Source organism: Paraburkholderia bengalensis, from assembly GCF_037126505.1.
Taxonomy (GTDB): domain Bacteria; phylum Pseudomonadota; class Gammaproteobacteria; order Burkholderiales; family Burkholderiaceae; genus Paraburkholderia; species Paraburkholderia bengalensis.
The window spans coordinates 44857-59026 of sequence record NZ_JACFYJ010000017.1 but is presented as its reverse complement, the minus strand read 5'-3'; the positions used below and the strand labels follow the sequence as shown (position 1 = coordinate 59026).

Annotated in this window: 15 protein-coding genes; 6 read left to right on the top strand and 9 right to left on the bottom strand. The window is 60.6% G+C overall.

The window, feature by feature from the left end:
* Positions 1-15: 15 nt before the first annotated feature.
* Positions 16-2268 (top strand): copper-transporting P-type ATPase, encoded by a 2253-nt coding sequence (locus H3V53_RS13135; protein WP_419539486.1) that lies wholly within the window; start codon positions 16-18, stop codon positions 2266-2268.
* Between the two features lie 281 nt (positions 2269-2549).
* Here the strand turns inward: H3V53_RS13135 and H3V53_RS13130 are convergent, their stop codons facing one another.
* Complete coding sequence (locus H3V53_RS13130; RefSeq protein WP_336598272.1) at positions 2550-3239, bottom strand: BON domain-containing protein; 690 nt, start codon at positions 3237-3239, stop codon at positions 2550-2552.
* Between the two features lie 386 nt (positions 3240-3625).
* Here H3V53_RS13130 and H3V53_RS13125 point away from each other — a divergent pair, with 386 nt between their 5' ends.
* Complete coding sequence (locus H3V53_RS13125) at positions 3626-3916, top strand: hypothetical protein (RefSeq protein ID WP_336598271.1); 291 nt, start codon at positions 3626-3628, stop codon at positions 3914-3916.
* A 250-nt stretch (positions 3917-4166) separates the two neighbouring features.
* Here H3V53_RS13125 and H3V53_RS13120 read toward each other — a convergent pair whose 3' ends face one another.
* Genes H3V53_RS13120 through H3V53_RS13110 form a run of 3 tightly spaced genes read right to left on the bottom strand, consistent with a single transcriptional unit; the run spans position 4167 to position 7603 of the window.
* Positions 4167-5642, bottom strand: a complete 1476-nt coding sequence (locus tag H3V53_RS13120) for a PAS domain-containing protein (RefSeq protein ID WP_336598322.1) — start codon at positions 5640-5642, stop codon at positions 4167-4169.
* Entirely contained in the window at positions 5636-6088 is a 453-nt protein-coding gene (locus tag H3V53_RS13115; protein ID WP_054924479.1) for a response regulator, read from the bottom strand. Before H3V53_RS13115 ends, H3V53_RS13120 begins: the two co-directional genes overlap by 7 nt.
* Positions 6089-6091: 3 nt before the next feature.
* Positions 6092-7603, bottom strand: coding sequence for a sensor histidine kinase (locus tag H3V53_RS13110; RefSeq protein WP_336598270.1), 1512 nt, complete (start codon positions 7601-7603; stop codon positions 6092-6094).
* Between the two features lie 355 nt (positions 7604-7958).
* Here H3V53_RS13110 and H3V53_RS13105 point away from each other — a divergent pair, with 355 nt between their 5' ends.
* Positions 7959-8267: a hypothetical protein gene (locus tag H3V53_RS13105; RefSeq protein WP_419539489.1), complete on the top strand. Its 309-nt coding sequence runs from the start codon at positions 7959-7961 to the stop codon at positions 8265-8267.
* Between the two features lie 22 nt (positions 8268-8289).
* Here the strand turns inward: H3V53_RS13105 and H3V53_RS13100 are convergent, their stop codons facing one another.
* The 4 genes from H3V53_RS13100 to H3V53_RS13085 all read right to left on the bottom strand — a co-directional run bounded on the left by H3V53_RS13100 (position 8290) and on the right by H3V53_RS13085 (position 10898).
* Positions 8290-8658, bottom strand: a complete 369-nt coding sequence (locus H3V53_RS13100; protein ID WP_336598269.1) for a DUF3564 domain-containing protein — start codon at positions 8656-8658, stop codon at positions 8290-8292.
* 44 nt (positions 8659-8702) lie between these two features.
* Positions 8703-9008: a c-type cytochrome gene (locus H3V53_RS13095; RefSeq protein WP_336598321.1), complete on the bottom strand. Its 306-nt coding sequence runs from the start codon at positions 9006-9008 to the stop codon at positions 8703-8705.
* Between the two features lie 290 nt (positions 9009-9298).
* Positions 9299-10084 carry a fumarate/nitrate reduction transcriptional regulator Fnr gene (fnr, locus tag H3V53_RS13090; RefSeq protein ID WP_054924474.1) on the bottom strand — a complete coding sequence of 262 codons (786 nt, stop codon included), beginning with the start codon at positions 10082-10084 and terminating at the stop codon, positions 9299-9301.
* 169 nt (positions 10085-10253) lie between these two features.
* Positions 10254-10898, bottom strand: coding sequence for a response regulator transcription factor (locus tag H3V53_RS13085; protein ID WP_336598320.1), 645 nt, complete (start codon positions 10896-10898; stop codon positions 10254-10256).
* Between the two features lie 333 nt (positions 10899-11231).
* Between H3V53_RS13085 and H3V53_RS13080 the strand changes: the two genes are divergently transcribed.
* Both H3V53_RS13080 and H3V53_RS13075 read left to right on the top strand, forming a co-directional pair.
* On the top strand, positions 11232-11711 hold the full coding sequence (locus H3V53_RS13080; RefSeq protein WP_054924482.1) for a universal stress protein: 480 nt from the start codon (positions 11232-11234) through the stop codon (positions 11709-11711).
* A 135-nt stretch (positions 11712-11846) separates the two neighbouring features.
* A complete protein-coding gene (locus tag H3V53_RS13075; RefSeq protein ID WP_336598268.1) occupies positions 11847-12377 on the top strand; it encodes a flavodoxin in 531 nt (176 codons plus the stop codon).
* A 45-nt stretch (positions 12378-12422) separates the two neighbouring features.
* Here the strand turns inward: H3V53_RS13075 and H3V53_RS13070 are convergent, their stop codons facing one another.
* Positions 12423-12644, bottom strand: coding sequence for a hypothetical protein (locus H3V53_RS13070; RefSeq protein WP_336598324.1), 222 nt, complete (start codon positions 12642-12644; stop codon positions 12423-12425).
* 56 nt (positions 12645-12700) lie between these two features.
* Here H3V53_RS13070 and atpD point away from each other — a divergent pair, with 56 nt between their 5' ends.
* A complete protein-coding gene (gene atpD, locus H3V53_RS13065) occupies positions 12701-14170 on the top strand; it encodes a F0F1 ATP synthase subunit beta (RefSeq protein WP_336598267.1) in 1470 nt (489 codons plus the stop codon).

Genomic DNA, 14170 nt, shown 5'->3' with positions numbered 1-14170 from the left:
GTCGGGACGCACACGATGGCCTCATCGCATACGCATGTTCACGGGGACCCGCAACGGGCGAACGAGAGCCTGGCCCACAAACACAGCGCCACGGACGTAGCAGACGTGCTTGCACCGGATACCGGCGTTATCTACACGTGCCCGATGCATCCGCAAATTCGCGCGTCTGCCCCCGGCTCCTGTCCCATCTGCGGTATGACGCTTGAGCCGGTGCTTCCGGCCGGGACGCAGGTGCGAAACATCGAACTGGAGTCGATGACCCGGCGGTTCTGGGTTGGGCTGGTTCTGTCGGTTCCGCTGTTGATGATGACGATGGGCGAGATGATTCTGCCGTTCGACATCAATTCGGCAATCGACGGGCTGTTCTCTGGTGTCCCGCACTGGATGAGGGCATCGTGGTCTCAATGCCTCCAGGCTTTGCTCGCCACGCCTGTCGTGCTGTGGGGCGGCTGGCCTTTCCTCGCGCGCGGATGGACGTCGTTCGCGACCCGGCAGTTGAACATGTTCAGCCTCATTGGGCTGGGTGTGGCGGCTGCGTACGTGTTCAGTGTGTTCGCACTGTTTTTTCCCGACGCCTTACCTCAGGCATTCCGCCACGGACACGAACTGCCCCTGTATTTCGAGGCTGCTGCCGTCATCGTGACCCTCGTTCTGCTTGGTCAGGTGCTCGAACTTCGCGCGCGCTCGCGCACGTCAAGTGCGATTCGTGACCTGCTGAAACTCGCCCCGCACACGGCGGTTCGCATCGGGTCAGATGGAGAGGAAACTGTCCCTCTTGAGGCTGTCATCGTCGGCGACATCTTGCGCGTCAAACCCGGTTCAAAGATTCCCGTAGACGGTGAAGTAACGGACGGGCGCTCGAGCGTCGATGAATCGATGATTACGGGCGAATCCATTCCTTCGGAAAAGGTTGCAGGGAGCAAGGTGACGGGTGCAACGGTCAACCAGACAGGAACGTTTCTGATGCGCGCGGAGAAGGTCGGCTCCGACACCCTGCTCGCGCGTATCGTGCAAATGGTCGCGGACGCGGGCCGCTCGCGTGCACCTATCCAGAAGCTCGCCGACCAGGTGTCGGGATGGTTTGTGCTGGCCGTCATTGGCATCGCGGTCGTTGCGTTCCTGGTCTGGGCGGTTGCAGGACCTGCTCCTGCGCTCGCAAACGCTCTGGTTGTCGCCATTAGCGTGCTAATCATTGCCTGTCCCTGTGCACTCGGGCTCGCCACGCCCGTGTCCGTCATCGTGGGTGTCGGACGGGGGGCCCAGGAGGGTGTGCTGATCAAGGATGCGGAAGCTCTCGAGATGATGGAGAAGGTGGACACCGTCGTCGTCGACAAGACGGGTACGCTGACAGAGGGAAGACCGCGCGTTCAGAAGGTGGTGGCGGTCAAACCCGCACAGGAATCGCAGATTCCCGGCTATGCCGCCAGCCTGGAAGGCGCAAGCGAACACCCGCTCGCGCAGGCAATCACGACATTCGCAAAAGAAGCGGGAGCAGCGACCTCACACGTCGACACCTTTGACTCCGTTCCGGGGAAGGGCGTGACAGGAAAAATTGACGGGCACGCGGCGTCCCTAGGTAACGCCCGGTTGATGGCGGACCTGAGCGTTGATTGCAGGTCTGTGGAGCACGACACGGACCGCCTGCGGGAGGCTGGGCAGACTGTCATGTATCTCGCGATTGACGGCGAGCTGGCAGGCTATATCGGCGTCGCTGACCCGGTCAAAGGCACGACACCGGAGGCCGTGCGGCAACTGAAGGCAACCGGTGTCCGGGTTGTGATGCTGACGGGTGACAATGAGGTCACGGCTCGCGCGGTCGCCGCGTCGCTGGCCCTCGATGACGTCAAGGCGGGTGTTCTGCCAGAAGACAAGTACAGGCACGTCCAGGAACTGCAAAAGTCGGGGCGCATCGTGGCCATGGCGGGCGACGGCGTGAACGACGCCCCCGCGCTGGCTCAGGCCAATGTGGGCATCGCCATGGGGACGGGCACTGACGTCGCAATGAACAGCGCACGGGTAGTGCTCGTGAAAGGTGACCTTCGGGGCATCGCGCGGGCTCGCTCGCTAAGCATGGCGACGATGAAGAATATCCGCCAGAACCTGTTCTTTGCGTTCGCCTATAACGCCATCGGCATTCCAATTGCCGCAGGCGTGCTTTACCCGTGGCTCGGCATTCTCCTCAGCCCAATCGTTGCGAGTGGGGCGATGGCGCTGAGTTCGGTGTCTGTCATCGGGAACGCGCTGCGTCTGCGCGGGGTTCGGACGTGAATCGTTATCCACGACGGGGGCCCGCAGTTGCAAGGCAGGTGCTGGCGGCGCGCCTGCCTATCCAATTCTTCGCCGATTCGAGGGTTTCCGATGGAACTGCTGAGCATGCTGCTCGGCAATTTTCTGCGTCGGTCGACGCTGGCATTGAGAGTTTTCCATCCCGAGCAGCCTCGCCACATTGGTGCAACTCAGGATTGCGGGGACCAGCGGCTCGGTAATATTTGGTCGATTTCTTTCTTCTGCATACACCTTGTCATGCCGCATGTGGCGCAAAACGTTGCTCAGGCGGCTGCAATGGTATTCAGTGCGTCGCACACGTTACGCACTTCAGAATGGTTTTGGGCGGCAGCGATCACGAGCGCACGTTCGCTGACGACGGGCAATGGGCCGCGCAATGTGACGATCCCGTCACGTACCTCGACTTTGATCGCATCGGCTCGTGTCTCGGCGGCCACGCACAACGCGGCGCGGATTCGTGCTGAAACTTCCAACTGGATCTGCCGGTCGCTGACACTGAGTTGATTGCTGATCGACGTGATACCCGGCAAACGCACAAGAACTTTCTCGGCAAGTTTTCGCTGGTACGACCAATCAACCTTGCCAGAAAGCGTAACGCCCCCATTGAAGACGGACACCGTAACCGCTCCGGAGGGCAAACACGCCCTCCATTTCAAAGCATCCAGCACGGTGTCTCGTATCTGTGCGTCACTGCGGCGCAAATGCCGAGGCACTTCGACGGTCAGTTCTCCGGTGACGGAGGCAATGCCATGCACCTCCTCAGCCGCTTCCAATGCTGCAATCCGGGCGCCATAGTTGGACACGGTGCCTCGCAGGACGGCTCGACAGTCCCGCACGTCAACGCAAATTGACTCGTGGCACAAGGAAGGATCGCGGCGAATATTCTCAACGATGCAATTCGTGAGGTCACAATCCCGCGGTGAAATGTTGAATGTCGCTGTCGTTGTGTTCACGCAAGCCTCCTTTCGTCGAAAACGTTGTCTCTGCCGAAATCGGAATCAGGACAAGGGTGCCCCCGAGATGCCGTGGCGTTGACGGCCCATCCTGGCGATCGGTCGGACGCGTGGTCTGAACGCTCGACGGTTCATGTTCGAAGCGGCGATTGATGATAGTGACTCACCGCGACGTCTACCTGAGCTTGATTTGCATCAATCGGATTAAATGGACGCGTTCGAAAACCGTCGTCGGGACGTCAGAGAGGCGGGATAACGACATCGCAGACGAACGGTGAAGCCGCGCCTTGCGCGCGTCTGGCGCGCCGGAATTGATCGGTGTCAATTATATGAATAATGTCGCCAGGCAGTATGGAGGTGGAGACTACTAAATCTGCGGAGCTGCCATGTCCTCGTCGTCGTATCAGGAACTCGAGCGCGATCTTGCGCATCTGAAGGCCGCAATCTCGTTGCTCGAACAGACCCGGGCGTATTTCTCAGTGCGCAGCCCCGTCACCGATCCCGCGTATTGGAAGGCGCGCCTGAGAACAGCACTGGGTAGCGCGGAATGTGACGAAGCAATTGCTCAGCAGATTGAACGTCTGCTCGGACGATTGACAAGCTTGCAAGCCGTCGCCGACAGCAATCGGGAATCTGGCCGCAAAGTGCAGACCCACGCTGCAGGCAGGCACGCTTAGCGCTATAGCGGGAGCCCCCAGAAAGCGAACAATACGCGTCGGCAGCCGGATCATGTCGACGTGACCGTGCGGGTCGCCCGACAATTCATTGTCCGTGTAGCTGAAATTCAGCATGGTCAGGCGGGCCGGATGCACAGCACCGAAAATCGGTCCGTCGACGCGTCGAACCCATGAGCCCGTCGGGAAAGTTTGCCTCCCTCGCGGAATTGACCGCTATCAATGAGCGATCACACTGGGCGTGCCGCGTCCTTCAAGCGCTGCCCGCCTCAACAACCGAGAGCGGCAGCATGATGGTGAGCGCGAATCCCCGGCCGGGCGCGGTCTGGATGGTCAGATCGCCGCTCAGGGCGGCGACGCGTTCCCGCATGCCTATTAAACCAAATGAGGTAGGGGACGGTCGAATATCGCTTCGGCAACCGCGCCCGTTGTCGACGATACGGACGATACAATACGGTTCGCTGCGCGTGATTTCGAGCGTTACCTGAGTCGCGTGCGCATGGCGAGCCACGTTCGTCAGCGCCTCCTGAACGATTCGAAACACTGCGGTGGAACTGTCCTGGTTGAAGTGGATATCTTCCGCGTCGATTTGCGCGTCGACCGATATCTCGTACCGCGACGAGAACCGCTCGATGAACCACTCGATAGCAGGCAGCAGTCCGAGATCGTCGAGCATGGCGGGCCGTAAATCGGTCGCAATGCGTCGCACGGAAACCACCAGCTGATCGATCAGCGCATAGATAGTGGACATGTCCGCGCGCTCTTTCGTCGTACCGTGATCTCGGCCAAGGCTGCCATTTTTCGCGCATTCGATCTTGAGTGCCGCCAGCTGTTGACCGAGATCGTCGTGCAGTTCGCGTGCGATCCGGGTTTTTTCATCCTCGCGGGCTCGTTGAATGCTCACGGACAGCCGCTTCAACTCTTCACGCGACGCTCTCAGTGCCTCGTCGGCCAGCCGACGCTCCGTTACGTCGATAATCCAGCCCACCATGCGATAGGCTTCGCCCGCCTGGTTCCATAGGGCCTGCCCTCGTGCATGCACCCAGCGGTACTCGCCCGTTTTGGCACGTATGCGGTATTCGATCTCGTAGGCGTATTTCTGCGCGAGGTGCGCGGCGAGTTGCGTCCTGACGGTTTCAATATCGTCAGGATGGATCAGGTCGAGGATAAGATGGCTGTCGTTGGGCAGTTCGTCCGCCTCGTACCCCACGATTTCCTTGAATTGAGGCGACAGATAAACGGCGCCGGACTGTGGATTCCAGTCCCACAGTCCGGCGCTCGCGCCTCTGACGGCGAGCTGGAACCGCTCCTCGCTCTCCTTGAGCGCCATCGCAATGTGATGACGCTCTATCGCATAGCGTATGGCGCGGCCAAGCTCAGATGAATTGATATCCCGCTTTGAAAGATAGTCCTGCGCACCCTCCTGAATAGCCCTTAGTCCCACCGATGTATCTTCAAGTCCGGTCAGCACCAGCACAGGCAGGTCGGCGGCATGCTGATTCAGTGCCCTGAACGTGCCAATTCCTTGCGCGTCCGGTAAGCCCAAATCCAGAAGCACGATATCGAATTGCGCCGACTGAATACAATCAAGTGCGTCAGACAAGCGGTTTGCACGGACCAGACGGTGCTGAAAGTCCAGCACATCAGTCAGTGCTTCCTCTATCAGCAGAGCGTCCGTTGGGCTGTCCTCGACAAGCAGGACCCGGACTTCCCGTGACATGTTCATGATCTGGCAGGGGGCAAAGTCACCACGCCGAACCAGAATTCACTGATTCTGCGCACCACCTCGACGAACCTGGTGAAGTCGACCGGCTTGGTGATGTAGCAGTTCGCGTGCAGTCCATAGGTTTTCGCCACATCTTCTTCTGACTTGGAAGTGGTCAACACGACGACGGGAATGTTCATCAGGTCGGGGTCCGCCTTCAGTTCCTGAAGAACTTCGCGTCCGCTCTTTTTAGGCAGATTGAGGTCGAGAATGACCAAGCCGGGCCGGGGCGCGTCACGGTGCCTGCCTTCGCGCCGTAGAAACTCCATCGCCGCAACGCCGTCTTCGGCTACGTGCAAAGGGTTGAGAAGCTTGTAGTAATCGAAGGCTTCACGCGTGATCATGACGTCGGTCGGGCTATCCTCAACCAGAAGGATATGGATCAGATCGTCGGCGGGCTGTGAAAGCATGAGCTACTCCAGCGAGTTGTGCTGTGAAGGGATACTGTCTCCCGTTACTGCATTGAGCGTGAAGAAAACTGTCGTGCCGTCGCCGGGTTGGGACTCGACCCAGATGCGTCCGCCGTGCTGCTCGACGATACGCTTGCATAGCGCAAGGCCGATCCCTGTACCAGGGTAATCGGCACGGGAGTGAAGACGCTGAAAAATCATGAATATGCGTTCAAAGTATTGCGGATCGATGCCGATGCCATTGTCCTTCACCGAGATCACCCAGTTGTGGTCCGCTCGGCGAGCGCCGATGTCGATGCACGCGGCGCGATCGACCTTCCGAAATTTGACAGCATTGCCGATCAAATTCTGAAACAGCAGGGCGAGTTGAGTTGGAATCGCCATGACGGCGGGCAATTCCCCTCGCGTGATCTGCGCACCGGACTCCTGTAGCGCGACGCTCAAGCTCTTAAGCGCCTGGTCAAGGGCTGCAGCACATTCGGTCAACTGCAACACCGCGCCCGATCGTCCGACCCGGGAATAGGAGAGCAGATCGTCTATCAGCTTTTGCATCCGCGTGGCGCCATCCACTGCATGCATGATGAACTCGTCCGCGCGCCCATCGAGTTGTCCTTGATATCGGCGCTGCAGCAGTTGAAGCGGACCCGCGACCGCACGTAACGGCTCCTGTAGATCGTGGGACGCCACGTATGCAAATTGTTCGAGATCCCGGTTCGAGCGCGCGAGTTCTTCGGTTCTGCGTATGAGCTCCTGTTCCGCGCGCTTTCTCTCGGTGATGTCGACAATGGCGGCGAGCACGAAGTTTTCGTTGGCGGTCCGTACCGGGTTGAGCCCGATTTCCACGGGAAACTCCGAACCGTCCTGACGGCGGCCGTACAGGTCGCGGCCCATGCCCATCGGCCGCGGTTTCAGATCATCGAGATATGCGCTTCGAGACACTTGATGACCGGCGCGAAACCGCTCGGGCACAAGGGTTTCGATTGACTTACCGAACAACTGGTCACGACTGTAGCCAAACAGATGCTCGGTCTGCGCATTTACGAGGACGATCTTTCCCTGCTGATCCACCATCACCATTGCATTCGGCGCGGCCTCTACCACTTGCCGGAAGCGTTCCTCCAGGCGTCTGCGCTCGGTGATATCGACGATGGCGGCCAGTACGAATATGCCCTCGTCGGTGGTGACAGGGTTCAGCCCGATCTCGACGGGAACTTCGCTACCGTCCTTTCGTAGCGCAAAAAGGTCACGGCCGGTTCCCATCGGTCTGCTGCTCAGGTCACCATAGAACATGCGTCGGTAGTCGGGATGCGCGCGGCGCAGACGCTCGGGCACGAGCATGTCGACACTGCTGCCGACGAGTTCGTCGCGCGGATAGCCGAAAAGCTTTTCCGCCTGCGCGTTGACGAGAACGATCAGCCCTTCCCGGTCGGCCATGACCATCGCGTTGGGCGCAGCTTCCACAACTTGCCGGAAGAGTTCGTGGGTCAAGCTGCTCAGTGGCTTGTGCGGCTCCATTCGATCTCCGTCGCTTAAAGTAGCAACCTCCGCGTGGACGCTGCTTCGCTGGGCAGCGCGTTGCCGCGGGGCGGTAGCTGATTTATAGCCTACGCACACACGAAATATGATCGCTCGCTTTCGCCCTGTCGTGTGCTGCCGTCACACACGCGTGCCGAACTGGAGGGCATCAGGGTTTTCCCTTTACCGTGGCGGCCGTTCGGACCGTCGGCAGTCGCCTGACCCCGGCCCTCGCGCGCGGTTGATACAGGTCAACGAGGACAGTACGGCACAGGCGATGATGTCCCCGTGGCACAAGTAGTTATCTACGCGCAGTGGATATAGGCGTGTGACGGAGGCGAAGATGAGCATCAGCATGCAGATCGTCTATCTGGGCTTCTGTGGAACGACACGACTGGAAGGCGAGGCCGCGGCGCAGCTAGTGCGGCTCGAACGGTACAGCGGGCTGCTTTCAAATTGCCATCTGGCAATCGAGGAGATTCATTCGCCGTCGGCCAAGCCGACCTACGAAGTTCGCCTCGACCTGATCACGCGCTCGCGCGACCTCAAACCTATCGAACATTGTTCCAGCGAAAATGCGGAACACGCGGTCCGCTGCGCATTCGACGCCGCGGAAAGAGAACTCCAGGCCGCCGAGAGCGCCGCGAAACATCGGCGGCAGTGATGTCTGGCCGCACGGCGCAGATTCAGAGACCGCCTTCGGCAAACACGCCGTTTTCCGGATCGGACTCCGTGTAATCGACGCACTGAACGTGCCACTTGCCGATAACAGGCGCGTGATGAGCGTGGCGGTACCACAACGCCCGTCCCGACTCGCCTTCGCATGGACCCGTGGCTGAACCAAGGTCGAGCCCGGTGAGTTCGAAGATCCCACGGTCGTACCCGGCGCCGCATACACGGGTGTTGTCGTTCCGGTAGGCCAAAGTACCCCATTCGGGCAATTCGAACACTGCGTGTCCTTCTCGTGACCACAGACGCGATTCGCGATCTAGCCACAGAACGGCATACGCGGCGTCGGCGTACTGAAACGCATCGAGGTGGACGGTAACTCTCATCAGTGTCTCCGGGATCGACCAACGACCAGGCGCTGGGAAGCATCTCATTGGGACATGACCCACTCGATCAGTTTGTGTGCATCTTCGGCGGACAGCGGGCCGCCACGTTCGGGCGGCAGAGGCATGGGCGTATCGCCCCAGTGCGCGCGACCGCCTTTTCTCAGCTTGATTTCGAGCATCGCCCTCGCATCGGGCACGTCCCGATAGCGGTCCGCGATCTGATGAAACGACGGCGCAAGAAATGGCGCATCCGACGTGTGACAGAACATGCAATGCTGCTGGTCGACCAGTTCGGTCGGTTCATCGACTCGCGCATAGGCTGTGTTCAGTCCGGTGTCAGAGAGCGCCAGGGCGCACGTAAGCAGAATGGACCAGCGGGCGTGGTTCACGACAAAGCTCCTTGTTGGCGAGGCGAGGTGAGCGGATTTCGGTCAGTCGGGAACAGTCGATAAAGATCGTTATTACGTTGTTCATGTGAGACATTGCTTGGCCGTGCGAGGACCACGCCTCTTGCCCTGCATTTATCGTGGCATGCCTCGGCAACTCGTCTTTGAGACAAATCAACCGTCTGAATTGACGTTGTCAGCCAGTCCGCATAGGTGCCGCCGAAGCCGCTCCGCTCACGCCTTGCTACGCGCGGTCAGACTTTCGCCAGCCGCTCGGGGTCGACGATGCGGACTGTCTTGCCGTTTGCATGGACGAGATGCGCGCGGTGAAACTTCGAAAACATACGGCTCACGGTTTCGAGTTTCATTCCGAGGTAACAGCCGATTTCCTCGCGTGTCATGCGCAGATGAAACTCAGCGGCCGAGAATCCACGCGTCTTGAAGCGCCGGGAGAGATTAAGAAGAAACGAGGCCACGCGCTGCTCTGCCGACATCGTGCCGAGCAGCATCATTTGTACTGACTCCCGCACGATTTCACCGCTCATCATCTGATAAATATGATGCTGCATCGACTTCACCTCGCGGCAGATGACCTCGAGCTGCGCGAACGGGATAATGCAGACAACGCTGTCTTCAAGTGCAATTGCGTCGCAGTTGTGTTCGCCCGCGCAGACGCCGTCGAACCCGAGCGCATCGCCCGCAATCTCGAAACCTGTCACGTGTTCCCGGCCGTCGCGGTGCATGACGACCGTTTTGAACGATCCGGCTCGTATCGCGTAAATGCTCTTGAAATGGTCGCCGGTACGAAACAGCGTGTCGCCGCGTTTGACGGTCTTCGTCGTGCAGATGACTGTGTCGAGTTTCGACAGATCCTCTGCGCTCAGATCGGGCGGCATGCAGACGGTGCGCATCGAACACGACGAGCAGCGCGCCGTGGCTCGACGCGCCGAGTTGCTCTGCTCGACGGGACGGATCGGAATGATCGCGGCAGTGGCGTCTTCCGGGGCGTGACTGGAAGCCAGCGTGTTTGCGTCAAACATGTTTGTCTCCTCGACCGTCGTTTGCGCCCGCATGGTGCGCGGCGCTTGGCGGTGAATCAAGTATCGGCGCGCTTATCGCGAAAAAGTATCGGCGACGCTTTAAGAGGAGATAGGATGCAAGGTAGCTAAACTAGGAAAATTCCTACCAACGTTGGCAATCGAAAGGTATCTACAGCTCGTCATCGTCGACGAGTTTGTAACGAATCGCGTAGCGAACCAGCGCGTTCTCATTCGGCAACTGCATTTTCTCGAGTACGCGTGTCTTGTGCGTGCTGACGGTTTTTACGCTTACGCATAGTTCGTGGGCGATTTCCGTAATGCTCTGACCGGAAACGATTCGTCTGAAGACATCGAACTCGCGGTCGGAGAGGCGTTGATGCGGTAATGCTTCCGTGGGTTCGTTCAGGGTTTGCGCGAAGCGTTCAGCCATTGCCAGACTGATGTACACCCCTCCAGCCGCTACCTTCGTGACAGCGTTGACGAGTTCCAGGCTTGCGCTTTCCTTCGTGAGATAGCCGGCGGCGCCCGCCTTGAATGCGCGTACCGCATATTGCTGCTCGGCGTGCATCGTCAGCACGAGGATGCGCAACGCGGGTTGCTCGTCCTTGATCTGCCTGATGAGTTCGATGCCGTTTCGACCGGGCATGGTCAGGTCGAGAACCAGCACCTGTGCCGGTGTGGAGCGGACGAGCGCGATAGTGGTCACGCCGTCCCACGCTTCGCCGGCCACCTCGAATCCGCTGGCGTTCTGCAGTATGTGACGCAAGCCGTCGCGGACGAGGGCATGGTCGTCGGCCAACAGTACCTTGATCATGGTTGGGTTTCTTCCTGTCAGACAGATTGCAGGGGAAACTTGACCGTTCTCGCGAAGCTGCGGTCTTTTGCCCGACGACAAATGACCGCTTCACAGACGTTGCCGGGCACGACTGAGGATCGATATTTTGATTGTACGCGTTCACATATCGCGCGTGTGGCCCTAAAAAAAGCCGTTTTTGAGCGGCTACATAACAGTTGGTCACACCGCCGACACCGGACCATCGTCCGGTTGACCTGAGTCAATCGGCGACGAGGGGACAGGAACACACTGCCTTTTATACGATTCGGTACACGTTCCAGGTAGCCGATGCGTCACAACGGGAGGTTCATCATGTACGACCGAATCCTTGTTGCACTTGACGACAGCGCGAGCGCACAGATGGCGCTCGGTGAGGCGGTCAGGCTCGCAAAAGAGTCCAGAGGCGTGGTGTATGGGGTGTCCGTGGTGGACCGTGGACGATGGCCGGGGGAGGTCAGCGCACGGTTCGAGTTCGAGCCTGAACCTTCTGCCGCGTCGAACGCCGCGACACATATCTTCGACGAGGCGAATGCGCTGTTTCGGGACTCGGGCGTCAGTGGCAAGACGCGCGCGATCGATGCGTACGGTGAGAGCGTGCCGGAGGTGATCGCTCGCGCGGCTGAAGAGTGCGACGCCGATATCATCGTGATGGGTACGCACGGGAGGCGGGGTGCATCGCGGTTCATGCTCGGCAGCGTCGCAGAGTCGCTCGTTCGCGCGTCGCAGAGGCCGGTCCTGCTGGTTCGGCACCATGGTCATGGTTCTGGCGCTCAGACAGCATCACAGGCGTGACGCCTCGCGTACGCGCGTCCCGTTCGTTCATGCGGATGCCGCTCGCCGGCGAGGCCATCAATGGTGGAATGCACGTGAAATGATGACCGTGCGCCGACCGGCTTACACGGTGGACGTCAAGTGGAGATGACTCGCATGTCAGAGCCTCGCAGCCCGATTCTTGTCGTGTACTACTCGCGCAGCGGTAGGACCCGGCGTATTGCCGAAATGCTGGCGTCGGAGCTTGGCGCCGACATCGAGCCAATCTGCGAGCGGCGCCTGGGAGTCGGGCGAAAAGGCGCACGCAGTTACGTAGGGTCGCTGGTGGATGCATGGCTCCAGCGGCGTGCTGACCTGTTGCCTGCGCGTCACGACGTCTCGAGCTATGACGTCGTGGTGGTCGGGTCCGCGGTTTGGGCGCGACATGCTTCGGCTCCTGCCGTGACGTGGCTGAAAGAGCACGGCGGGCACATCCAGCGGCTGGCGCTGTTGTGCTGTCTGCGTCGCCGGGGCGCCACCCAGGCGTTGACGCAGTTGGCGCGTGCGGCGGGCAAGCCGGCTATCGCAAGTTGCGTGGTTGCTGCCCGTGACTTGCGTCTGGGCGTCGACGGCTTAAAGCGTCAGGCGTTCGCGCGTAGCATCCGGCACCGGCTGCAGGCCCGGCGGCCAACGGAGCGGGTGGTGTGACGCCCCGGCAAGGGGGCGCCTGCCTTTTTCGTGCGCGATGGCGCGTCAATCGGGTTCCGTCATGATTCGTCCATCTACCGTCCCATCGAGGCGCTGTTGAAGACCGTGTTGACGTTCCTCAGGCGGTCCGCGACGCATATGGGCGCGGACGCTGCATTGCTCCGCGAGGTCGAGCGATTCCTGCAGGTCGCGGCGCGTGCCGACAGGCGATCCGTCGTTCGCGCGATGGGAACCATGCGTGCAGTCATTGATCAGGATCAGTTCCACTCAGGCGCTCCCCGTTATCTTGAAGGGATTCAGGAATTCGACGTGGAGCACGGAACGTGTCGATTGACGAGAGTGGAGAAGCCAGCCAGATCGAAAGATTCGCCGCGACGGGGCGCGTGATCGCAGCGCGTGGCGCCGTTGTCGATATCGATTTCGACAGCGGCGCGCTGCCGCCCGTCGATACCGCGATGTTCGTCTCGACGTGCGATGGTCGGCAGCCGGTGCTTGCGGAAGTGCAGGCGCACATCAGCGACACCGTCGTGAGGGCGCTCGCGCTGCAGTCTACGGCCGGCATTGCGCGCGGCATGCCGGTACATTCGACCGGCCTGCCAATCGAGGTTCCTGTCGGCCCCTTGACGCTCGGGCGGTTGTTCGACGTGTCGGGCGCCGTACAAGACGCGGGCGCACCGCTGCCGCAGCGCGTGGAGCGCCGTCCGATTCACCGCGCGCCGCCAGCGTTGTCGGCACAACGCGGTGCGACCCGGCTGTTCGCTACCGGGATCAAGATCATCGACCTTTTGACACCGCTCGCGCATGGAGGGAAGGCCGCGATGTTCGGTGGCGCGGGGGTGGGAAAAACTGTTCTGGTGATGGAACTGATCCACGCGATGGCCGAGCAGCACAGCGGGATTTCCGTGTTCGCGGGCGTTGGCGAGCGCTCGCGCGAGGGCCACGAGATGCTTGCAGACATGCGCAGCTCCGGCGTGCTGCCGCGCGCCGTGCTGGTTTACGGCCAGATGAACGAGCCGCCGGGGGCACGCTGGCGCGTGCCGTTGACAGCGTTGACCATCGCCGAGTATTTCCGCGACGAACGCCATCAGAACGTGCTGCTGTTGATGGACAACGTGTTCCGGTTCGTGCAGGCGGGGGCAGAGGTTTCGGGGCTGCTGGGCCGCATGCCGTCGCGAGTCGGATATCAGCCGACGCTCGCGAGCGAGGTTGCCGCGTTACAGGAGCGGATCGCGTCGATCGGCGAGGCGGCCGTGACAGCGATCGAAGCCGTCTACGTTCCCGCCGACGATTTCACCGACCCTGCTGTAACGGCGATTTCGTCGCACGTCGACAGCATGGTGGTGCTGTCGCGTGCACAAGCCGCCGAAGGCATGTATCCCGCAATCGATCCGATCGCCTCGACGTCGATCCTGCTCGATCCGCTTGTCGTTGGCGACGAGCATGTGAACGTGGCCAATGCGGTGCGCCGTGTGATCGAGCATCAGCGTGAGCTGCAGGATGTGATCGCACTGCTGGGCATCGAGGAACTCGGTGCTGACGACCGCCGGATTGTGCAAAGGGCCCGCCGCCTGCAGCGCTTTCTCACGCAACCGTTTTCGGTGACGGAGGCGCTCTCCGGGCAGCCTGGCCGGTCGGTTGCATTGACGGACACCATCGCCGGGTGCAAGGCCATTCTCGATGGCGAGTGCGATGACTGGCAGGAGAGTTCGCTGTACATGGTCGGTGCGCTCGACGAGGCGCGTGTGAAGGAAGCGCGCGGCAGGCGAACGGGTACCGTTCCCGCTGCGGTCTGA

Coding starts and splice junctions, on each gene's coding strand:
- H3V53_RS13135 (WP_419539486.1), top strand. CDS start 16: ATGGCCTCATCGCATACGCATGTTCACGGGGACCCGCAACGGGCGAAC.
- H3V53_RS13125 (WP_336598271.1), top strand. CDS start 3,626: ATGTCCTCGTCGTCGTATCAGGAACTCGAGCGCGATCTTGCGCATCTG.
- H3V53_RS13115 (WP_054924479.1), bottom strand. CDS start 6,088: ATGCTTTCACAGCCCGCCGACGATCTGATCCATATCCTTCTGGTTGAG.
- H3V53_RS13110 (WP_336598270.1), bottom strand. CDS start 7,603: ATGGAGCCGCACAAGCCACTGAGCAGCTTGACCCACGAACTCTTCCGG.
- H3V53_RS13105 (WP_419539489.1), top strand. CDS start 7,959: ATGCAGATCGTCTATCTGGGCTTCTGTGGAACGACACGACTGGAAGGC.
- H3V53_RS13100 (WP_336598269.1), bottom strand. CDS start 8,658: ATGAGAGTTACCGTCCACCTCGATGCGTTTCAGTACGCCGACGCCGCG.
- fnr (WP_054924474.1), bottom strand. CDS start 10,084: ATGTTTGACGCAAACACGCTGGCTTCCAGTCACGCCCCGGAAGACGCC.
- H3V53_RS13085 (WP_336598320.1), bottom strand. CDS start 10,898: ATGATCAAGGTACTGTTGGCCGACGACCATGCCCTCGTCCGCGACGGC.
- H3V53_RS13080 (WP_054924482.1), top strand. CDS start 11,232: ATGTACGACCGAATCCTTGTTGCACTTGACGACAGCGCGAGCGCACAG.
- H3V53_RS13075 (WP_336598268.1), top strand. CDS start 11,847: ATGTCAGAGCCTCGCAGCCCGATTCTTGTCGTGTACTACTCGCGCAGC.